The following is a 19,618-nucleotide window of genomic DNA, read 5'->3' on the forward strand; positions in this document are numbered from 1 at the left end:
TCAGTTCCCTTCCACGCGCAGGACGGAGACGACGGTCTCCACGACGTCGCTCTCGGCGAGTCGTGCGACGGTGTCGCTCAGGTCCTGCTCCCGTGCCTTGTGCGTTCCGATGACCAGACGCGCCCGCGCGCCGGCCTCCCCGTCATCGGCGATGACGGTCTGTTCCACCGTCGCGATCGACACGCGACCCTCACTGAGGATCGTCGCGATGATCGCGAGGACGCCGGGCCGATCGTCGACCTCGAGCGTGATCTGGTAGCGCGTGACGGCGTGGCCGATCTCCAGCACCGGCAGGTTCGCGCGGGTGGACTCGCCGACCCCGACGCCTCCGGCCACGTGTCGACGAGCGGCCGAGACGACGTCGCCGAGGACGGCCGAGGCGGTCTGCACCCCGCCGGCGCCCGCGCCGTAGAACATGAGGCTGCCTGCGGCCTCCGCCTCCACGAACACGGCGTTGTTGGCTCCGTGCACGCTGGCCAGGGGGTGCGTGCGAGGGACGAGGGCGGGGTACACCCGGACCGAGATCGCCTCCCCGCTGGCCGAGGGCTCGTGGCCGGTGAGCCGCTCGCAGACCGCGAGGAGCTTGATCACGTAGCCGGCGTGCCGGGCGGCATCCATCATGGACGTCGTGATCTCGGTGATGCCCTCGCGGTGCACCGACTCGAGCGGCACGGCGGTGTGGAACGCGAGGGAGGCGAGGATAGCCGCCTTCTGCGCCGCGTCGTATCCCTCGACGTCCGCCGTCGGGTCCGCCTCGGCGTATCCGAGCGCCTGCGCCTGCGCGAGGACGTCGGCGAAATCCGCGCCCTCCGTGTCCATCCGGTCGAGGATGTAGTTGGTCGTCCCGTTGACGATGCCCATGATCCGCTGGACGCGGTCACCGGCGAGCGAGTCCCGGAGCGGCCGGATGATCGGGATGGCGCCGGCTGCCGCCGCCTCGTAGTAGACCTGCGCACCGACCTGGTCGGCGGCGTCGAAGATCTCCGGACCGTGGGTGGCGAGCAGGGCCTTGTTGGCGGTGACGACGTCGGCGCCGGAGTTGATCGCCTGCAGCACACGGGTGCGCGCCGGCTCGATTCCCCCCATCAGCTCGATCACGATGTCCGCGCCCACGATCAGCGAGTCGGCGTCGGTCGTGAACAGCTCCCGCGGCAGGTCGGTGTCCCGGGGCGCGTCCAGATCGCGCACGGCGATGCCGGCGAGCTCCAGGCTGGCACCGGCGCGGTCGGCCAGCTCCTCCCCGTGCTTGAGCAGCAGCGCGGCGACCTGGGACCCGACGGCCCCCGCGCCCAGGAGTGCGACCCGCAGGTGGCGGTAGTCGATCATGCCTGACCTTTCCTCGAGGATGGTGCGCCGACATCGCGGGCGAGCAGGTCGTCGACCGTCTCGCCGCGGACGATGATCCGCGCGCTTCCGTCTCGCACCGCGACAACAGCGGGCCGCGGTACGTAGTTGTAGTTGCTGGACAGGGAGAAGCAGTAGGCGCCGGTGGCGGGCACGGCGAGCAGATCCCCGCGCGCGATGTCCCCGGGGAGGTACTCCGCATCCACGACGATGTCCCCGGACTCGCAGTGCGAGCCGACGACCCGCGTGAGGATCGGGGCGTCCGGGCTGACCCGGGACGCGATGCGCGCGGAGTAGTCCGCACCGTAGAGGGCCGGACGGGCGTTGTCGCTCATGCCGCCGTCCACGCTCACATAGGTGCGCCCGAGTCCGTCCCCGAGGTCGACCGGCTTCACCGTGCCGACCGTGTAGAGGGTGACCCCCGCCGCCCCCACGATGGATCGCCCCGGTTCGAAGGCGAGCTGCGGGATGGCGACCCCGTGCGCTGCGCAGCTGTGCGCGACCGCATCCACGATCCGGTCGGCCAGCTCCTCGATGCCGGACGGGCTGTCGGCGCGCGTGTAGGCGATGCCGAAGCCTCCGCCGAGGTTCATGACGGGCAGGTCGCCCCCCTGAAGGAGCTCGGCGTGCAGGGTCACGAGACGCTCGGCGGACGCCGCGAAGCCGTCGGCACCGAAGATCTGCGAACCGATGTGACAGTGCAGCCCGGCCAGACGCAATCCGGGCACATCACGGATCCGCGCGGCGGCGAGGCGGGCCGCATCCGGGGAGAACCCGAACTTCTGGTCCTCGTGCGCCGTGGCCAGGAAGTCATGGGTCTCGGCGTGGATCCCCGTGTTCACCCGGATGAGCACGGTCTGCGGCGACGCGAGTCCCGAGGTGACCTCGCCCAGGCGGGCGATCTCGTCGAAGCTGTCGACGATGATCGAGCCCAGCCCGATCTCCACCGCGCGACGGAGCTCGGCCGTGCTCTTGTTGTTGCCGTGGAAACCCAGCCGCGTCGGATCCGCTCCTCCGGCCAGCGCCACCGCCAGCTCCCCGGGACTGCAGACGTCGAGGGCGAGCCCTTCCTCGTCGATCCAGCGCACCACCTCGGTGGACAGGAACGCCTTGCCGGCGTAGTACACGCGCGCCGTGGTTCCGTGCCGCTCGGCCGCCGCGCGGAACGCGGCGAGCGTGCGGCGGGCGCGGGTGCGGACCTCGTCCTCGTCCAGCACGTACAGCGGCGTGCCGAAGCGGGCGGCGAGATCCGTCGCGAGCACGCCGCCGATCTCCAGCCCGCCGGCCGCGCTCCGGCCGGCCGAGGCGGGCCAGACGCCGGGGGCGAGGTCATTGGGATCGGCCGGGACCTCGAGCCACGCCGGTGCGGCGGGCCGGGACGACGAAGCGGACACAGAGGTAACCCAATCGGTGGTGGCTGCAGGTCGACGTGATCGGGCTCGGCCGCGGGTGCCCCCCACGACACGCCGTCGCGAGTGTCTCGAGTCTAGAGCACCGCCCATGCCGCGCCCGTCATGCGCGGACCCCCGGCCGTGCCGGACCGGGCGCTCCATCCGGGCACGCCGGTGCCGCTCAGGCGCAGACGCCCTTCGCCCGCTCCGCCGCATCCGTGAGGATGCTGCCGCGGACCGCGAAATCCGCGACCAGCCGGTCCGCGGTCACCCGCACGGCCTGGAGCGGGACGCCGACGGGCAGGTACTCGGCCAGGCAGACCCGATAGCCCTCGAGCACCGGATCGGCCAGGGCGCCGAAGCGGTCGCGCAGCGTATCCGCGGTGATGTCCGCATCCCCCAGCCGGATGGCCGCCGGGGTGAGCACCAGGTCGCCGTCGACCGCGGACGGGGTCAGCGCGATTCCCAGAGGGAATGCGGCGCCGAAGAAGGACAGCTCGGTGGACACCGTGATGTCCGGGGCCGCGATCCCGACCGTGTCGGCGGGGAACCCGTCGACGGTCGCCAGCAGTGCCCGCAGCTGATCGGCGCCGAGCGATACGGTGGCTGCCCCGTCCGCCATCGTGGGGCCGTCCCAGAGGGCGACGTCGTGCAGGTCGACGACGACATCGGCGCTCACGTCACCCAGACGCAGGTCGTCCGAGGACAGGCGGACGTCGTCGATACTCCCGGCGGCGAGCTGCCACAGCACGGAGCCGGGGATCTGGACGTCGATCTCCTGGTCGGCGGCGAGGTCGAGCCGGGTGGCGATCTGCTGCCGGACGCCCTTGGTGATGAGGTCCCTGGCGATCCACTCCCCCGCGAACCAGGCCGCGGCCGCGAGTGCCAGCACGGCGAGGACCGCGATGAGCCACGGCCAACGCCGGCGGCGCGGCGCCGCATCCTGCTCCTGCCATTCCTCGGGGAACGGCACGGTGGGCTGGGTGTCGGCGCTCACGGGCGGGTCACATCCGTTCGGGTGCGCTCACACCGAGGAGACCGAGGCCGTTGCGCAGCACCTGACCGGTCGCGTCGTTCAGCCAGAGACGCGTGCGGTGCAGGTCCGTGGGCTGCTCGTCGCCCAGCGGGATCACCCGGCAGTTGTCGTACCAGCGGTGGTAGAGCCCGGCGAGCTCCTCCAGGTAGCGGGCGACGCGGTGCGGCTCGCGCACCTCCGCGGCGAAGGCGACCAGACGAGGGAACTCCTGCAGCGCGCCGAGCAGCGCCGACTCGGTCTCGTGCGTGAGCGACTCCGGCGCGAACGCGGTGCGCTCGATGCCGGATGCGGCGGCGTTGCGGGCGACGTTGTGGGTGCGCGCGTGGGCGTACTGCACGTAGAACACCGGGTTGTCGTTCGTGCGCTTCTGCAGGATCTCGGGATCCAGCGTCAGCGGCGAGTCCGCCGGGTAGCGCGCGAGCGAGTAGCGCAGGGCATCCGTCCCGAGCCAGGCGCGCAGGTCGTCCAGCTCGATGATGTTCCCGGCGCGCTTGCTGAGCCGGGCGCCGTTGATGGAGACGAGCTGCCCGATCAGCACCTCGATGTCCTTCTCCGGATCGTCACCGGCCGCGCCGGCGAGCGCCTTGAGACGGTGCACGTAGCCGTGGTGATCCGCGCCGAGCAGGTAGATCTTGTGACGGTAGCCGCGGTCGCCCTTGTTCAGGTAGTACGCCGCGTCGGCCGCGAAGTAGGTGTACTCGCCGTTGGAGCGACGGATGACGCGGTCCTTGTCGTCGCCGAAGTCCGTCGTCCGCACCCACACGGCGTCGTCCTGGTCGAAGACGTGACCCTGCGCCCGGAGGCGCTCGACCGCCTCGTCCACGAGGCTGGGTCGCCCGTCCTCGCCGGGCGCGTGCAGGACGCGCTCCGAGAACCACTCGTCGAAGTGCACGTTGAACTGCTCGAGCGAGGCCTGGATCTCGCCGAGCTGGAACCGGTAGGCGAGCTCGCGGACGGTGTGCAGCTTCTCATCGCCGGTGAGATCGTCGACCTCCGGGTGCTCGATGCGCACGCGTGCGGCGAGGGACTGGATGTACTCGCCGGCGTAACCGTCCTCGGGGCCGGGCACGCCCTCGACGGCCGCCAGCACAGAGCGCCCGAAGCGATCCATCTGCGCTCCGGCGTCGTTGATGTAGAACTCGCGGACGAGGGTCGCCCCCGACGCCAGCAGCAGGCGTGCGATCGCATCCCCGAGCGCCGCCCAGCGGGTGTGGCCGATGTGCAGCGGTCCGGTCGGGTTGGCGCTGACGAACTCGAGGTTGATCGAGTTGCCGCGCTGGGTCGTGTTGGTGCCGAACGCGGCACCCGCCTCGACGATGGTCTTGGCGAGCGCGCCGGCAGCGGCGGCATCCAGGCGGATGTTGATGAACCCGGGCCCCGCGACCTCGACGGCGGCGATGCCGGGCACGGCGGAGAGGGGACCGACGATCTCCGCGGCGAACTCGCGCGGGTTCGTGCCGAGCGATTTGGCGAGCTTCAGGGCGATGTTGGAGGCCCAGTCGCCGTGGTCGCGGTTCTTGGGACGGTCGAGGACGACGTCGGCCACCGACAGTTCGGCCGCGGCGCCGGGGCGTCGCGCCTCGGCGAGCGGGGCGACGACGGCGAGCAGGGCGGCGGAGAGCTGTTCGGGATCCATAGCCTGCCCATTCTACGTTCGCGGGCGGTGCCCTCCCTGCGCGGGCGCCCGGCTCGTGCCGCCGCGCCCGCCCGCGAGACTGCATCGGCAGCACGAGACGGACGTCGCCACGCGCTGTCTCGTGCTCAGCGTGCAGTCTCGCGGTGTGACGGGGCGGGCGGGTCAGGCCATCCGGACCAGGGCGACGTGGTCGTCCGGGGCGTCGGCGGCATCGATGGTCACGGCGTCCACCCGCATCCGTTCCAACCCGACATGACCGCCGTGGTAGCTGAGGAACGCGCAGTCGGCCGCGTCGCGGCCCGTCGCCATCCGCACGAGCGACGTCCGCGGGGCCAGGCGGGTGGCGTCGATCACGTACCAGGAGCCGTCGAGGTATGCCTCCGCCACGGCATGGAAGTCCATCGGCTCCAGACCCGGCGCGAAGCAGGCCGTGTACCGGGCGGGCACGTCCATCGCCCGCAGCAGTGCGATGACCAGATGCGCGTAGTCGCGGCAGACGCCCTGCCCACTCGCGAGCGTCGTCACCGCACTGTCCGTGCCGAGGCTCAGGCCCGGCGTGTAGGTCACGCTGGTGGCCACGTAGTCCGAGACCGCGGCGATGAGGTCGTGCCCGTCGAGTCCGCGGAACTGGCGGCGGGCCTGCGCGAAGACCTCGTCGGACTGGCAGTAACGGCTCGGCCGGAGGTAGCCGATCGTCTCCAGCTCGCTCGTCGGCGCCGGATCCGCGCGGCCGGACACGGTGGCGCGGTAACGCACCTCCAGGGGGCCGGGCCCCGCCGTGAGGCGGTGCAGACGCGTACCGGAGCGGTCCACGATCTCTGTCGGTGTGCACGCGTGGTCACCCTGCCGGAAGGTCAGTTCCTCTGCCGTGAGGGGCATCGATCGCGCGGCCGTGATCTGGAAGATGAGGTCGACGGCGGAGCCCAGATCGAGGTCCAGTTCGGCGGTCACGGCGCGTTGCACCGAGCAATCCTCGCACGCGTCCCGGCCCTCTCGGCGCGGGCGGCGGGATCCTGCCCCCCGCGTGGCCGGGAGAGGACGTACGCTCGTCGCATGACCCGGATGTCCCGTTCCCGTGCGCGCCGCTCCGTGCTGGTGACGGCCGGTCTGGCCGCGGCGATCGCCGTGGTCTGCGCCCTCGCGCTCTGGCGACCGTGGACGAGCCAGGACGCGGCGGTCAGCCGCGCCGAAGCGGGACCGGCGGATGCGGTGGCCGTGGCGTCCGTCGACCTCCCCGACCATCCCCGCGTGCTCGTGTTCGGGGACTCCTGGACCTGGGGAGCCGCGGCGAGCTCGCCCGCCGAGGGGTACGCGTACGTGCTCGCGGAGCTCCTCGACGGCGAGACGATCGTCGACGGCGTCCCTGGCAGCGGCTACCTCGTTCCCGGCGGGGAGGGCATCGGCACCTTCGGCGAGCGCATCGCGCGGATGGATCCGCGGCTGGGACCGGACCTGATCATCGTGCAGGGATCCATCAACGACCGCCACCTCCCGGACACGGGCTACGCGGATGCGGTGACCGCCGCCTGGGACGCGCTGGCCGGGATCTACCCGGGGACACCGGTCGTGGTGCTCGGCCCTGCGCCGCAGGTCCTGCCGGTGGAGAGCGCGACCGCGCGGATCGACCGGGACCTCGCGGGGCTGGCCGCCGCACGGGGGTGGCCGTACATCTCACCGGTGCTCGAGGAGTGGATAACGCCCGAGGACTACGAGTGGGTCATCGACACGGGGGACATCGGAAGGGACCACCCGACGTCCGCGGGGCACGCCTATCTCGCGCAGCGCGTCGCCGACGCCCTGGCCGCGCTCCGACCCGCCCGCTGACCGGCGCGCGGCGCTTTTTCGGGAGCCCGAACCGCGCGACGAGCCCTCCTTTGGGAGGATGGGGGCACGAGAGCGTCCGCCGCACGCCGACAGCATGCGCACCGCGGACGGGACTCTCGACACCCGATGCCGTGTCGAGATCCCCTGGACGTCGGCGGCGGAAAGGCACTCCCCCCGCGTGTCGTTGCTCACCCTCCTGATCGTGGCGATCGGCGTCTCCGCCGACGCCTTCGCGGTATCGCTCGCGCAGGGGGTCCGGCTGCGCCGCCGCGTCCATCGCGAGGCGCTGCGCATCGCCCTCACCTTCGGTCTCTTCCAGGCGCTCATGCCCTTGCTCGGCTGGGCGGTCGGGGCGCAGCTGAACGCCGTCATCGCCCCGGTGGACCACTGGGTCGCGTTCGGGCTGCTGACACTCATCGGCGGCAGGATGCTCTGGGAGGCCTTCCACTCGGCGCCCGCCGAGGGCGGAGCCGGACGCATCCGGACACGCCGGCTGCTGGCGCTCGCCCTCGCCACCAGCATCGATGCGCTCGCGGTGGGGCTGAGTCTCGCATTCCTCGACGTCGACATCCTGCCTGCGGTCATCCTCATCGGGCTGCTCACCGCCGTCCTCGCGTACGGCGGGGTCCTGCTGGGTCACCGCGCGGGGAACCGCTGGGAGAAGCCCGCCGAGATCGCGGGCGGACTCGTGCTCATCGGGATCGGCACGAAGATCCTGCTCGAGCACCTGCTCGGCTGACTCGGCGATCCCGGCCGCGCGGGTCAGCGCGGCGAGAGATCGGGCAGCGCGCGGGTGCCGAACTCGTTCCGCAGCGCGCTGAGGGCAGCCCACCACCCGCCGAGCCCGTGCACGCCCGGGCCGGGGCTGACCGAGGCGGAGCACAGGTACACCCCCGGCATCGGCGTGCGCCAGGGGTCGGGGCCCAGGGTCGGCCGCCGCACGAGCTGCATCAGGCTGGGCGCGCCGGCCGAGATGTCCCCGCCCACGTAGTTCGGATTGTGCCGGGCGACCTCCACCGCCGTGCGGGAGCGGGCGGCGAGGATCGTGTCGCGGAACCCCGGCGCGAAGCGCTCGATCTGCCGGACGACGGCCTCCTCCCGGTCCGCGGTGGAACCGGCGGGCACGTGCGTGTAGGTCCACAGGGTGTGCTGTCCTGCGGGCGCGCGCCCGGGATCGAACGAGGAGGGCTGCGACACGAGCACGTAGGGCCGGTCGCTCAGCCGACCGCGGCCGACCGCGTTCTCGGATGCCGCGACCTCCGCGCGCGTGCCGCCCACGTGCACCGTCCCCGCACGCCGCACCTCCGGGTCCGCCCAGGGCACCGGCTCGGACAGCGCGAAGTCCACCTTGGCGACGCCGTCCCCGTACCGGAAGCGTTCCAGCGCCGCGCGGTATCGGGGCGGCATCCGGTCGCCGGCGAGGCGGATCAGGGCGGCCGGGGTCACATCCAGCAGCACCGCGCGGGCACGGGGCAGCTCCCGGAGCGAACGGACCTCGTGCTCCGTCACGATCTCGCCGCCGTGGGCGCGGATGTCATCGGTCATCGCGTCGACGATCGCCTGGCTGCCCCCCATCGGGATGGGCCATCCGCGGGCGTGACCGTACGCGGCGAGTGCGAGACCCGCTCCGGACCCGGCGATGCTCGGCTGGTGCAGGATGCTGTGCGCGGCGACGCCGGTGAGCAGGGCAGGTGCGGCGTCCTCGCGGAACCGCGCGCTCCACAGCGGTGTCCCCTGCTCGAGGGCATGGATGCCGAATCGCACGGCAGCGACGGGGTCACGCGGGACCCGGAGCAGCGTCGCCCCGGTGAACTCGGCGATCGCCGACGCGCGCGCGGCCAGCGGCGCCATCAGCCGGGCGTAGGCGGGTCCGTCCGCGCCGAGCGCGTCGCGGGTGCGCTCCAGGTCCCGGTAGGCGAGCGCCGCGCGCCCCCCGTCGAGCGGGTGCGCGAAGGAGAGTTCCGGGACGGCGAAGCGCACCCGCCGGGTCAGGCCGAACTCGCGGAAGAACCGCGACTCGAACGCCAGCGGGTGCACGGCCGAGCACACGTCGTGCCGGAAGCCGGGCAGCGTCAGTTCGCTCGTGGCTGCGCCCCCGCCGGGGATCCCGGCCCGTTCGTAGACGCGCACGCGATGGCCCGCCCGGGCAAGGGTGACCGCCGCCGCCAGCCCGTTCGGTCCGCTCCCGACGACGATCGCGTCGAGTTCGGCCTTCACCGCCCCGCCTCGCCCCCACCGTCCGAGGACTCCGCCTCGACGCTGCTCGGGCGGGGCCGGGCGTGCGCCATCCCCTCCGCCAGGTAGGCCAGGCGGTGCAGCGTCTCGGTGTTGCGCCAGTGCAGGGGCAGATCCATGAGGGGCTGCGGCACGAACCGTCCCGGCCCCGCCACGGCCTCCTCCTGGATCCGCACGAGCGACCCGTCACGCCACGGCTTGACGTCGATCGTCACGCGCGCCTCGCCCACCGGCCACCCCCGCGCCCGCAGGACGAAGCGACGGGGCGGGTCATAGGCGAGGACCTCGGTGGAGTCGTCGATGAGCACCGGCCATACTCCGAACGAATGGTGCAGCCGCGACCCCACCGCGGGCCACTCGGCCGCCACGTCCCGCATCCGGGACGCGCCCACCACCCACGAGGGGAAGAGCCATCCGTTCTCCAGCACCCGGAACACGTCCTCCGGGGAACACGCCATCGACCGCACATTACGAGACATGACCCCACGCTACAAAGTCGCCGCAGCACCCGCGCGGTCTTGCCATCGCCGCGTGCCGCCGCTAGACCTCGACGCGGCTCGGGGCCGGTTCGGACAGTCGTGCCGGTTCGAACGGCAGGACGGCCAGGGCGAAGCCGGCCAGCAGCGCGCCGAGACCGCCGATCGCCATGTCGCTGATCGTGTCGTCATAGGTCACGAAGATCCGGTCGCTGATGAACGTGTAGCCCGCCCACTCGACCATCTCCCACAGTGCGCTGACGGCCAGCCCGAGCGCGAGGCCGAGGATGACACCCGTCGCCCGTCGGAATCCGGGATCGGCGGTGGGGGTCACCACGCCGAACCGGGACAGCCCCAGATAGGCGAGCGCGGCCAGGACCCCGGTGCAGGTGAAGTGCACGACCAGGTCCCACCACGCCACCCTGGTGTACAGGTCGAAGACGTTGCTCCACGCCGCGACCAGCACGACCACGTTGCAGGTGACATCGAACCAGGCCCGCACGCCGACGAACCGCGGGATGAACAGGGCGGGGAGCGCGAAAGCGAGCACGCCGGCATCCGTGGGACTCCACCACACCCCCGCCACGACGACGCTGATCACCCCGAGCAGGCGCAGCAGGTCGGCGGTGATCTGCACCGGCCCCCGCGGGAGCCGCAGGAAGTTCTCGATCACGCCTGTCCGTCCTCTCCGTGCGGGCTGGCCTCTCCGTGCGGGATGACCACGGCCTGCACCGGCAGGTGGTCCGACACCCAGCGCCCCCGCGGCTGCCGGATGTTGATCCCCGCCCGCACGACCTCCACATCCGGCGTCACCATGATCCAGTCGATGCGCTTGCGCCGGCGCCGCGGCGCGCGGTAAGCCGGGAACGTCCCCCACTCCGGGGTCGTCCGCTCGGCCGCCGCCGTCCAGGAGTCCCGGAGCACGCCGTCGGCGAGCAGTTCCCGGATGGCGACGGACCGCTCCCCCGCATTCATGTCCCCGGTCACGATGGCCGGCACGCGCGCGGCGGACACACGCTCGCGCACGGCCCGCGCCGCGCGCACCCGCGACGGCGCGGAGAGGTGGTCGAGGTGCGTGTTGGTCATCAGGAAGACAGCGGACGTCGCGCGGTCGCGCAGCGTCGCGGAGACCATGACGCGCGGGATCCGGTTTCCCCAGGACACCGACCCCGGGGTGTCCGGCCGGTCGGAGAGGGCCTGCTGGTCCCAGGCGAGCAGTTCCAGCCGACGGGCGTCGAAGAACAGCGGGCATCCCTCGCCCCGGAAGCCGGTCTCGCGGCCTCGGCCCACCATCCGGTACGCCGGGCCCAGCTCGTCGCGGAGATAGGCGGCCTGGTCCGGCAGCGCCTCCTGCATCCCGATCAGGGCCGGTTCCTCGCTGCACAGCAGGTCGGCCAGCGCCGGGGCACGCCGGGTCCATCGGTCGGCCGGCATCATGCTGCGCATTCGTCGGCGGATGTTGACGCTCATCACGTGCAGGCCCGGCGCTGCGGTGGGGCCGAACAGAACCGGATCGGTCATGACGCCCGCACCCCGACGCGCCACCCGGGGCGCGGCGACCGGCCACGGCGGACGGCGGCGATCCGCGCCCATCGGAACGGCGGGAAATCGACCGGCCAGTGCAGGGTGACGGTGCGGGTGCCGCGGCGCACCCTCCGGAGGAACCCGTGGGCACTCCGGAACGGTCGCATGGACATGCCCATCGTCGCCGACGGGAGGGAGCCGATCCGCCCGCACGCGCCGAGGTGGAAGGCCAGGTCGAGATCGTCGTGGATCTCGGCATCATGGCGGTGCACGCGGGTGCGGACGGTGCGCCAGGCGTCGCTGCGCATCGCGAGATTCGAGCCGAAGAGCGGCCGGTGCCCCAGCGCCGGGGTCGTCGCCAGGACGTAGGCCGTGAGGTAGGCGGCGGCGAGGGGACGGCGCAGCAGCCGCGGCCCGTCGGTGAACCGGGCGCCTCCGGTGCACGCGACGAGCTCGGGACGGTCGCGGAAGACGTTCGTGCATGCCTCCACCCAACGCGGATCCGGGATGCAGTCCGCGTCCAGCCGGAGGATCAGGTCGCCCGAGGCGCGGTCGTATCCCGCCGCGCTCGCCGCCGGGATCCCGGGCGTCGCGCAGGACACCACGACCGCGCCGCCGCGCCGCGCGACATCCGCGGACGTGTCCGACGAACCGTTGTCGACCACGATCACCTCGTCCGGCGGCCGGGTCTGGTACCCGAGCGCACGCAGACACCGCTCCAGCGCCGCGCCGTCGTCCTTCACCGGGATGACCACGGACACGGTCCCGGCGCGCGGCGGCAGGGCATCCACACCACCCGGGCTCGCATCGTCGTCCGCTGGCATGGGGCCACGGTAACCCCGGTCGGCGGAATGACCGGGAGCGTTGACATCGGCGGCACGATCCGGGAGTGAGGGCTGGGCTCGCCCGATGCAAGGCCGGGGAACGGAGGGAGGCGCGAACACGACGCTCGATCCACAGTGCGGGGTCACAGTCAACCCCGATCGCGGATCACCGTCGGAAACGTAGAACGATACCCACCCGATCCTCCCCCCGGATCGGTCGGAGCGAAGGAGAACCATGTCGGACACGTATACAGGCGGCACTGACGGCGCGACCGTCCCCGCCGACAACCAGCCATCCGGAAAGGTCGACACGGCCAAGCACGAGGCCGGTCAGGTCGCCCAGACGGCGTCCCAGGAGGCAGGGCACGTCGTCGAGACCGCCAAGACGGAGGCCGCCTCCGTCGCCGGTGAGGCCAAGAACCAGGTGCAGGACCTCTATGCGCAGACGCAGCGGGAACTCAGGGAACAGGCCACCACCCAGCAGCATCGGGTAGCCGAAGGCCTGCACTCGGTCGGCGACGAGCTGGACTCCCTGGCTCGAGGCGCGGAGAACCCGGGCGTCGCCACCGACGTCGTCAGGCAGGTCGCTCAGCGCGTGAACGGGATCGCTTCCTGGCTCGGCGACCGGGACCCGGGATCCGTCCTGAACGAGGTGAAATCGTACGCGCGACGCAAGCCGGGCACGTTCATCGCCGTGGCTGCCATCGCGGGTCTCGCCGTGGGACGGCTGACGCGCGCGCTCGCGGAGAACGCTGCGGACTCGTCCGGTGGCGCCACGGGCGGTGGCGAACAGACACCCCGTGCTTCTGCCGGGACGAGCACCCCCACCCCTGCCGGTGGCGTGCGCGGTGTCGTCCCTCCCGGCGCGGGTATCCCGGACGTGGGAACGCCCGGGTCGGGTCATGTCGCCGCAGCCGGTGCCGGCACGGCCGAAGTGGGCACCCCCGTGTACGACGAGTCCCGCGCCGCCTGGGAGGGCACGCGCCCGGATGACGGGACCCGGCGATGACGGACGTCCCCACTCCGTCCGAGGAAAGAGCGGCCACCACGTCGCTCGGGGAACTGCTCAGCGAAGTCAGCCGCGACCTGTCGACGCTGATGCGGCAGGAACTCGAGTTGGCCAAGGCCGAGTTGCGCGCGTCCGCGAAGAATGCGGGCAAGGGAGCCGGGATGTACGGCGGCGCCGCCTACGGCGCGCTGATGGCCGTGTTCTTCCTGTCCGTCGCGCTCTGGTGGGCACTCGGGTTCCTCGTCGGGCTCGGCTGGTCGGCGGTGATCGTCGCCGTCATCTGGGGCGTCATCGCCCTGATCCTGTTCCTGATCGGACGCAAGGAAATGAAGAAGGTCGACGGAGCACCGCAGACGGTGGAGACGTTGAAAGAGATCCCCGATGCGATCAAGAGAAATGAGGAGAACCGATGAGCGATTCACCCGATGCGATTCGTGAAGACATCGAGAAGACCCGGCGCGACCTCGGACTGGACGTCGACGCCCTCGCCGACAAGGTGACCCCGTCCAAGATCGTGGACCGACAAGTCGGCAGGATGAAAGGCGCCGTCACGTCCGTGCGGGAGCGCATCATGGGCGCCGCCGACGATTCCGGGTCGGCCCTGCGCGACTCCGGCTCGTCCGCCGTGGCGGGCGTGTCCGACGCGGGTCGGCAGGCTGTGGCGAAGGCCCAGGGCAACCCGCTCGCGGTGGGACTGATGGCGTTCGGTGCCGGGCTGCTGATCGCCTCCCTGGTCCCGGCATCGGAGAAGGAGAAGTCGGCGGCGTCCGCGGTCAAGGACCAGGCGCAGCCCCTCCTCGATGAGGCCGCCGGGGCGGCACGGGAGATGGGCGAGCACCTCAAGGAGCCCGCCCAGGAGGCCGTGGCGGCCGTCAAGGACACCGCCGCTGAAGCCGCCTCCCATGTGAAGGAGGACGCCACCGGCGCCGCCGGGAACGTGACCGACCGCGCTCGCGACGCGGGACAGCAGGTCCAGGGCGGCTGAGAGAAGTCCCCGAGCAGAAGGCCGCCGTCGGAGTCCGACGGCGGCCTTCTGCTCGGGGTGGGCCGCTCAGGACATCGTCCTGGCCCCGCGGGTCAGTGGTGGATCAGCACCGGGCACTTCGCATGGGCCGCGCACTGGGTGCTGACCGAGCCCAGGAGCAGTCCGGCGAAGCCGCCCCGGCCGCGGCTCCCGATCACGAGGAGATCCGCCTCTTCGCTCTCGTCGATCAGCACGGGGGCGGGCGCCCCGGAGCGCGTGATCGCGCGGACGCGCTCCCTGACCCGTTCGGGAACGCCCTGCTCGATGATCCTGGCCAGCTCCGTCCCCGCGTTCCGCTCGATATCGGTCCCGGATGCGAGGACGCCGTCGTAACCGATCGGCAGGGACCACACCAGGACGACCGTCAGCCGAGCGTCGAACTCCTCGGCGAGGAGGCAGGCGTGGTGGAGGGCGGCCGCGGATTGGTCAGAACTGTCGACGCCCACCACGATGTGGCGGTAGAGGTGCGCGCTCTCTGGGTTTGTTTGGCTCATACGCCCATGACAGCAAACCCCGGCCGCGCCGCGAAGGGCGAAGGTCCCGCGGGGCGGAGGAACCCGATGCGGAGAACGACGAAGCGCCGCCTGCGAACAGGCGGCGCTTCACGTCCGTGCCCCCGACAGGAGTCGAACCTGCGACCTACGGTACCGGAAACCGGCGCTCTATCCACTGAGCTACGGAGGCGTACCGGTCGAGATTACCATCCGCGCGGGCCCCTCCCGATCACCGGCCGCGCCGGGAGCGTCAGACGAGGAAGATCCCGTCCCACATCCCGGGGTTGTGCGCATGCACGAGGACGGCGAAGACGACCGCGTCGAACAGCAGGTGGACGGTCACGACGTAGGCGAGCGACCGCGTCCTCAGGAAGATGTACCCCTGGAGAAGCGCGAACGGGATGGTGAGCACCGGCCCCCACTCCCGGTAGCCCAGCTCCCACAGGAACGAGACGAAGACGATCATCTGCAGGACGTTCGCCACGGGAACGGGCAGGTGACGGCGCAGCAGGGCGAAGACGGTGCAGATGAAGAACAGCTCGTCCCAGATCCCCACCGCACCCACACCGACGAACAGCCGGGCGATGAGGTCGGGCGTGTCGACGACGGGCCAGTTCTGGTACACCCCCGACGTGATGAAGTAGAACGGCAGGATGAGCCATCCGAGGACCAGGACTGCGAGCAGCCACGACCACTGGAACGCCGTCCACCGTCCACCCCCGCGCCACGGGAACCGGATGGCGTGGTCCCGGTAGACGAACCGCGAGACCACATAGGGCACGGCCACGGCACCGCCGAGTGCGAGGGTGAACCGCACCATCGCGGCGTTGTCGAGTTCCGCTGCGAGCGGGATCGCGCTCACGATCAGCATCCCCAGGGCGATCAGCGAAAGATCCCGGAGGAGCGACGGCGGGCGGGCCTCACCGGCGTGCGCCGCCGCGGGTCGGGCCCCCCGCTCCAGCCACCAGGCCGCACCGAGCCCCGCCGCCAGGAGCACCCAGCCCAGCCACGGGGTGAGCAGCACGAAGAACGACGGTGCGGCCAGACACACCAGCAGCGCCGGAACCACGGCGCGGACGTCCGCCTTCACGACCGGAGCGGCCCCTCCCCCGACGGGCACGTCAGCGACCCGAGTACCGGTAGGCGAGGTCACGGATGGCACGACCCGCCCGTTTCCCCTTCGCCTCGAACGCGGTCTCCACGCGACCCTCGAACCGCGGGGCCCACTCGCCCTCGAAGTCGCGTTCGAACGGCGCCGCAGCGTCCATGACCTCGCGCATCTGCAGCGCGTAGTCCTCCCAGTCGGTGGCGAGGCGGACGATCCCGCCGGGGCGCAGCGCGCGAGCGAGCAGCGGGGGGAAGACCGGCTGCACCAGCCGGCGCTTCGTGTGCTTCTTCTTGTGCCAGGGATCGGGGAAGAAGACCCACACCTCGTCGACGGATGCGGCCGGGAGGAGGTGTTCGAGCACCTCGGGCGCGTTGGCCTCGACCAGACGGAGGTTCGACACCCCCGCGCGCTCGGCGTCCAGCATCGTTCGGGCGAGGCCCGCCCGGAACACCTCGACGGCGAGGAAGTCGGCATCGGGACGGGCGGCGGCTGCGTGCACGATGGCATGCCCCTGACCCGACCCGATCTCCACGATCAGCGGCGCCTCACGGCCCCAGACCGCTGCCGGGTCGATGTGCGATCCCGCGGCGACACTCGTCACGGCTTCATCCCTGGGGACGGGCAGCACGAGAGCGGGAGCGAGTTCGCTCCACGCGCGCTCCTGCGCCTCGGACATGCGCCCGCTGCGGCGGACGAACGAGACGGGACGGTCGCGGAAGACTCCTGGGGCGGGTTCGGTCACCCTCCCAGGGTAGTCAGGCGGTGACGAAGTCGATGAGTTCCTCGACCCGGCCGAGGAGTGCCGGTTCGAGGTCGCGGTAGCTGTGGACGGATCCGAGGATGCGCTTCCAGGCGCGGGCGAAGTCCGCCTGCTCCTCGGCGGGCCATCCCAGCGCGCGGCAGACACCCGTCTTCCAGTCGATGCCACGGGGCACCTCGGGCCACGCCCGGATCCCCATCGCACGCGGCGTCACGCACTGCCAGACGTCGACGAACGGGTGCCCCACGATCCTGACGTGCGCGCCGTGCCGGCCGCGCTCGACGGCCTGCGCGATGCGCGCCTCCTTGGAGCCCGGCACCAGGTGGTCCACGAGCACGCCGTAGCGCCGCTCGGCGGTGGGCGGCTCGGCCTCCAGGAGATCGGCGAGCAGGTCCACGCCCTGCAGGTACTCCACGACGACGCCCTCGATCCGCAGGTCGTCCCCCCACACCTTCTCGACGAGCTCGGCGTCGTGCCTGCCCTCGACGAGGATCCGGCTGGGCCGGGCGACCCGGGCGCGGGCGTCGGCGACCGCGAAGGATCCGGATGCGGTGCGTGCGGGCGCGGCGGCCGCGGTGCGCGTCGGCGCCACCAGGACCACAGGGGCACCGTCCACGAGGAAGCCCGGTCCGAGCTCGAACATCCGGCGCCGGCGGTGCCGATCCTCGAGCTCGACGAGCCCCCCGCTGACGGAGGTCACCGCGCCGCAGAATCCGTCCTCCGCGACCTCCACCACGAGGTCCCGCTCGGCCGCGACCCGGGCGAGGGCGCGCTGGTGCCGCTCGCGCCATCCGGCGGCGAGCACGTCTGCTCCGTATCGGTCGTCCATCGGTGCGCCAGCGTACCCATCCGCCGCCCCACCTCGCGGGAGCGACCCGCGTTCCCGGCCGATGGCACTGGCCCATCCCGACTGCATAGACTCGCAGCAGGCGTGATCCGCGCTCCGAAGGAGGCCATTGATGCGACCCCGCTGGGCTCTCGCGCTCGCTGCTGTGTTCGTGTTCGTCTTCGGCGCGGCACTGCCGGCATCCGCCACCGCACCGGTCGACCTGGGCTCCGGTTACGTCGTCGACGACGCCGGTGTGCTCAGCGGCGCCGAGCGGAGCGCCGCCGAGGCGCGGCTGGAGACCCTCGCGGCGGACACCGGCCTGGATCTGTGGGTCGTGTACGTCGACGAGTTCACCGACCCGTCTACGGCCGAGGACTGGGCGAACACGACCGCGGAGCGCAACGGCCTCGGCCCGACGCAGTACCTGTTGGCGATCGCGGTCGAGGCGCGCCAGTTCTACCTCTCCGGCGACAGCGCCGGTCCGCTCAGCGAGGACCAGCTCGCGACCATCGAGCAGCAGGGCGTGCTCCCCGCCCTCCGCGCCGACGACTGGTCCGGCGCCGTGGAAGGCGCGGCCGCGGGCATCGCCTCCGCTGCCGGCGGCGGGAGCGGACAGCCCGGCGGATCCTCCGACTCCGGCGGCTCGGTCGGCATCGCGATCACGGTGATCGCGGTCGTCGCCATCATCGGCGTGGTGATCTTCTTCATCATCCGCTCCCGCCGGCGGGGACCCGCCGCGGTGGGCACGCCCAAGGAGAGCACGGCAGACCTCGCCCGGCGCGCCGCCACCGCCCTCGTCCAGACCGACGACGCCGTGCGCACCGGGGAGCAGGAACTCGGTTTCGCCGCCGCGCAGTTCCCCGAGTCCGCCACCGCGCCCTTCACGGCAGCCCTCGCCGAATCCCGGGCGGAGCTGGATCGCGCCTTCACCCTGCGTCAGCAGCTCGACGACGACATCCCGGACACCGAGGAACAGGTCCGCGCCTGGCACACCGAGGTGCTCTCGCTGTGCGAGTCGGCCACCCGGCGTCTGCAGGAGCAGGCCGCCGGCTTCGACGAGCTCCGGCGACTGGAGCAGGACGCGCCCGCAGCTCTGGAGCGCGTCCGGGCGGCGCGAGCCACCGCGGATGCGGAGGTCGGCCCGGCCGCCGCGCGTCTGGAACAGCTCGGCGCCGCCTACGCCCCCTCCGCCGTGGCCGCCGTGGCCGACAACATCGCGCAGGCACGCCACCGTCTGGGGTTCGCCGACGAGCAGCTCGCCGCGGCGGACAGCGCCCTCGCCCGGGGCGCGTCCGGTGAGGCGGCGGTCGCCATCCGCTCCGCGGAGGACGCCACCGCCCAGGCGCGCACGCTCGCACAGGCTGTCGGCACTCTCGACGAGCAGCTCGGTGCGGCAGCGGCGCAGATCCCGGCGGTCGCGGCGGAGCTGGAACGGGACATCGCGGCCGCGGGCGCCCTCCCGGACCCCGACGGACGTCTCGCTGCCGCGGTCGCGGCCGCCCGTGCCGAGGCGCAGAACCTCCGCCAGGCGTCCGGCCCGGCGGATCCGCTCGCCACCCTGCAGCGACTGCAATCCGCGGACGAGGAACTGGACGCGCTCCTGCAGACCGCGCGTGACGCGGCAGCCCGTGCGGAACACGCACGGCAAATGCTCCCCCCTGCGCTCACGCAGGCGCAGGCGCAGATCTCCGGCGCCGAGGACTTCATCGCCGCACGGCGCGGCGCGGTGGGAGCGACGGCACGCACCCGTCTCGCCGAAGCACGCGCGGCGCTCGGGCAGGCGCTGCAGCAGCAGGCAGCTTCCCCGGAGCAGGCCCTCGCGTCCGCGCAGCGGGCATCCCAGCTGGCGGTATCGGCGGCCGAGTCCGCCCGCGGCGACGTCAGCGCGTTCGCTCCCACCGGGGGAGGCGGCGACATGAGCGCCATGCTCGGCGGACTGGTGATCGGCTCGATGCTCGGGAACAACCGCCGCAGCTCCGGCTTCGGCGGGGGCTTCAGCGGCGGGGGGTACCGTCCGCGACCGGGCGGAAGCTCCCGTGGCCGCTCCGGCGGAGGCGGCTTCAGCGGAGGCGGCCGATCCCGACGAGGCGGTGGCCGATTCTGA

General features: G+C 72.4%; 20 protein-coding genes and 1 tRNA gene. 6 read left to right on the forward strand and 15 right to left on the reverse strand.

Going from position 1 to position 19,618, the window contains the following annotated elements; genetic code table 11:
• The 5 genes from F6J84_RS10735 to F6J84_RS10755 all read right to left on the reverse strand — a co-directional run bounded on the left by F6J84_RS10735 (position 1) and on the right by F6J84_RS10755 (position 6,370).
• Positions 1-1,326, reverse strand: a complete 1,326-nt coding sequence (locus tag F6J84_RS10735; RefSeq protein WP_150895550.1) for a homoserine dehydrogenase — start codon at positions 1,324-1,326, stop codon at positions 1-3.
• Positions 1,323-2,738, reverse strand: coding sequence for a diaminopimelate decarboxylase (gene lysA / locus F6J84_RS10740; protein WP_150973636.1), 1,416 nt, complete (start codon positions 2,736-2,738; stop codon positions 1,323-1,325). Before lysA ends, F6J84_RS10735 begins: the two co-directional genes overlap by 4 nt.
• Positions 2,739-2,916: 178 nt before the next feature.
• Positions 2,917-3,732 (reverse strand): LmeA family phospholipid-binding protein, encoded by an 816-nt coding sequence (locus F6J84_RS10745; RefSeq protein ID WP_150973638.1) that lies wholly within the window; start codon positions 3,730-3,732, stop codon positions 2,917-2,919.
• Positions 3,733-3,739: 7 nt separating this feature from the next.
• Positions 3,740-5,407, reverse strand: coding sequence for an arginine--tRNA ligase (locus tag F6J84_RS10750; protein WP_150973640.1), 1,668 nt, complete (start codon positions 5,405-5,407; stop codon positions 3,740-3,742).
• A 162-nt stretch (positions 5,408-5,569) separates the two neighbouring features.
• Positions 5,570-6,370, reverse strand: coding sequence for a transglutaminase-like domain-containing protein (locus F6J84_RS10755; RefSeq protein WP_150973641.1), 801 nt, complete (start codon positions 6,368-6,370; stop codon positions 5,570-5,572).
• 90 nt (positions 6,371-6,460) lie between these two features.
• Here F6J84_RS10755 and F6J84_RS10760 point away from each other — a divergent pair, with 90 nt between their 5' ends.
• Both F6J84_RS10760 and F6J84_RS10765 read left to right on the forward strand, forming a co-directional pair.
• The gene (locus tag F6J84_RS10760) at positions 6,461-7,231 is read left to right on the forward strand and encodes an SGNH/GDSL hydrolase family protein (protein ID WP_238702467.1); all 771 of its coding nucleotides are present in this window, start codon (positions 6,461-6,463) and stop codon (positions 7,229-7,231) included.
• A 178-nt stretch (positions 7,232-7,409) separates the two neighbouring features.
• Positions 7,410-7,970 carry a manganese efflux pump MntP gene (locus F6J84_RS10765; RefSeq protein WP_150973643.1) on the forward strand — a complete coding sequence of 187 codons (561 nt, stop codon included), beginning with the start codon at positions 7,410-7,412 and terminating at the stop codon, positions 7,968-7,970.
• A 23-nt stretch (positions 7,971-7,993) separates the two neighbouring features.
• On the opposite strand, the gene F6J84_RS10770 is transcribed toward F6J84_RS10765, so the two are convergent.
• The 5 genes from F6J84_RS10770 to F6J84_RS10790 all read right to left on the reverse strand — a co-directional run bounded on the left by F6J84_RS10770 (position 7,994) and on the right by F6J84_RS10790 (position 12,290).
• Complete coding sequence (locus F6J84_RS10770) at positions 7,994-9,448, reverse strand: phytoene desaturase family protein (RefSeq protein ID WP_150973645.1); 1,455 nt, start codon at positions 9,446-9,448, stop codon at positions 7,994-7,996.
• Positions 9,445-9,945, reverse strand: a complete 501-nt coding sequence (locus F6J84_RS10775) for an SRPBCC family protein (RefSeq protein WP_150973646.1) — start codon at positions 9,943-9,945, stop codon at positions 9,445-9,447. Before F6J84_RS10775 ends, F6J84_RS10770 begins: the two co-directional genes overlap by 4 nt.
• Positions 9,946-10,006: 61 nt before the next feature.
• A complete protein-coding gene (locus F6J84_RS10780) occupies positions 10,007-10,615 on the reverse strand; it encodes a DUF2238 domain-containing protein (RefSeq protein ID WP_150973648.1) in 609 nt (202 codons plus the stop codon).
• On the reverse strand, positions 10,612-11,463 hold the full coding sequence (locus F6J84_RS10785; protein WP_150973650.1) for an endonuclease/exonuclease/phosphatase family protein: 852 nt from the start codon (positions 11,461-11,463) through the stop codon (positions 10,612-10,614). Before F6J84_RS10785 ends, F6J84_RS10780 begins: the two co-directional genes overlap by 4 nt.
• Positions 11,460-12,290, reverse strand: a complete 831-nt coding sequence (locus F6J84_RS10790; protein WP_150973653.1) for a glycosyltransferase family A protein — start codon at positions 12,288-12,290, stop codon at positions 11,460-11,462. The genes F6J84_RS10785 and F6J84_RS10790 overlap by 4 nt, the downstream gene beginning before the upstream one ends.
• A 235-nt stretch (positions 12,291-12,525) precedes the next feature.
• On the opposite strand from F6J84_RS10790, the gene F6J84_RS10795 reads away from it, so the two are divergent.
• Genes F6J84_RS10795 through F6J84_RS10805 form a run of 3 tightly spaced genes read left to right on the forward strand, consistent with a single transcriptional unit; the run spans position 12,526 to position 14,284 of the window.
• A complete protein-coding gene (locus F6J84_RS10795; protein ID WP_150973655.1) occupies positions 12,526-13,299 on the forward strand; it encodes a hypothetical protein in 774 nt (257 codons plus the stop codon).
• Positions 13,296-13,712 carry a phage holin family protein gene (locus F6J84_RS10800; RefSeq protein ID WP_150973656.1) on the forward strand — a complete coding sequence of 139 codons (417 nt, stop codon included), beginning with the start codon at positions 13,296-13,298 and terminating at the stop codon, positions 13,710-13,712. Before F6J84_RS10795 ends, F6J84_RS10800 begins: the two co-directional genes overlap by 4 nt.
• Positions 13,709-14,284, forward strand: a complete 576-nt coding sequence (locus F6J84_RS10805; protein WP_150973658.1) for a DUF3618 domain-containing protein — start codon at positions 13,709-13,711, stop codon at positions 14,282-14,284. Before F6J84_RS10800 ends, F6J84_RS10805 begins: the two co-directional genes overlap by 4 nt.
• A gap of 92 nt (positions 14,285-14,376) precedes the next feature.
• On the opposite strand, the gene F6J84_RS10810 is transcribed toward F6J84_RS10805, so the two are convergent.
• From F6J84_RS10810 to F6J84_RS10830, 5 genes are all read right to left on the reverse strand, one after another.
• Positions 14,377-14,817 (reverse strand): universal stress protein, encoded by a 441-nt coding sequence (locus F6J84_RS10810; RefSeq protein ID WP_150973660.1) that lies wholly within the window; start codon positions 14,815-14,817, stop codon positions 14,377-14,379.
• Between the two features lie 117 nt (positions 14,818-14,934).
• Positions 14,935-15,007, reverse strand: a tRNA-Arg gene (locus tag F6J84_RS10815).
• A 60-nt stretch (positions 15,008-15,067) separates the two neighbouring features.
• On the reverse strand, positions 15,068-15,937 hold the full coding sequence (locus tag F6J84_RS10820; protein ID WP_150973662.1) for a CPBP family intramembrane glutamic endopeptidase: 870 nt from the start codon (positions 15,935-15,937) through the stop codon (positions 15,068-15,070).
• Position 15,938: 1 nt separating this feature from the next.
• Complete coding sequence (gene trmB / locus F6J84_RS10825) at positions 15,939-16,601, reverse strand: tRNA (guanosine(46)-N7)-methyltransferase TrmB (RefSeq protein WP_150974784.1); 663 nt, start codon at positions 16,599-16,601, stop codon at positions 15,939-15,941.
• A gap of 79 nt (positions 16,602-16,680) precedes the next feature.
• The gene (locus F6J84_RS10830; RefSeq protein WP_150973664.1) at positions 16,681-17,514 is read right to left on the reverse strand and encodes a DUF3097 family protein; all 834 of its coding nucleotides are present in this window, start codon (positions 17,512-17,514) and stop codon (positions 16,681-16,683) included.
• A 130-nt stretch (positions 17,515-17,644) separates the two neighbouring features.
• On the opposite strand from F6J84_RS10830, the gene F6J84_RS10835 reads away from it, so the two are divergent.
• Positions 17,645-19,618, forward strand: coding sequence for a TPM domain-containing protein (locus tag F6J84_RS10835; RefSeq protein WP_150973666.1), 1,974 nt, complete (start codon positions 17,645-17,647; stop codon positions 19,616-19,618).

It is taken from the genome of Microbacterium caowuchunii (genome assembly GCF_008727755.1).
In the GTDB taxonomy this organism is placed as follows: Bacteria; Actinomycetota; Actinomycetes; order Actinomycetales; family Microbacteriaceae; genus Microbacterium; species Microbacterium caowuchunii.

Bases quoted from the DNA above. Each gene is read 5' to 3' on its own strand.
- F6J84_RS10790 (WP_150973653.1), bottom strand. From the start codon at position 12,290: ATGCCAGCGGACGACGATGCGAGCCCGGGTGGTGTGGATGCCCTGCCG.
- F6J84_RS10805 (WP_150973658.1), top strand. From the start codon at position 13,709: ATGAGCGATTCACCCGATGCGATTCGTGAAGACATCGAGAAGACCCGG.
- F6J84_RS10785 (WP_150973650.1), bottom strand. From the start codon at position 11,463: ATGACCGATCCGGTTCTGTTCGGCCCCACCGCAGCGCCGGGCCTGCAC.
- F6J84_RS10800 (WP_150973656.1), top strand. From the start codon at position 13,296: ATGACGGACGTCCCCACTCCGTCCGAGGAAAGAGCGGCCACCACGTCG.
- F6J84_RS10835 (WP_150973666.1), top strand. From the start codon at position 17,645: ATGCGACCCCGCTGGGCTCTCGCGCTCGCTGCTGTGTTCGTGTTCGTC.
- trmB (WP_150974784.1), bottom strand. From the start codon at position 16,601: ATGTCCGAGGCGCAGGAGCGCGCGTGGAGCGAACTCGCTCCCGCTCTC.
- F6J84_RS10760 (WP_238702467.1), top strand. From the start codon at position 6,461: ATGACCCGGATGTCCCGTTCCCGTGCGCGCCGCTCCGTGCTGGTGACG.
- F6J84_RS10750 (WP_150973640.1), bottom strand. From the start codon at position 5,407: ATGGATCCCGAACAGCTCTCCGCCGCCCTGCTCGCCGTCGTCGCCCCG.
- F6J84_RS10795 (WP_150973655.1), top strand. From the start codon at position 12,526: ATGTCGGACACGTATACAGGCGGCACTGACGGCGCGACCGTCCCCGCC.
- F6J84_RS10735 (WP_150895550.1), bottom strand. From the start codon at position 1,326: ATGATCGACTACCGCCACCTGCGGGTCGCACTCCTGGGCGCGGGGGCC.
- F6J84_RS10775 (WP_150973646.1), bottom strand. From the start codon at position 9,945: ATGTCTCGTAATGTGCGGTCGATGGCGTGTTCCCCGGAGGACGTGTTC.
- F6J84_RS10810 (WP_150973660.1), bottom strand. From the start codon at position 14,817: ATGAGCCAAACAAACCCAGAGAGCGCGCACCTCTACCGCCACATCGTG.
- F6J84_RS10830 (WP_150973664.1), bottom strand. From the start codon at position 17,514: ATGGACGACCGATACGGAGCAGACGTGCTCGCCGCCGGATGGCGCGAG.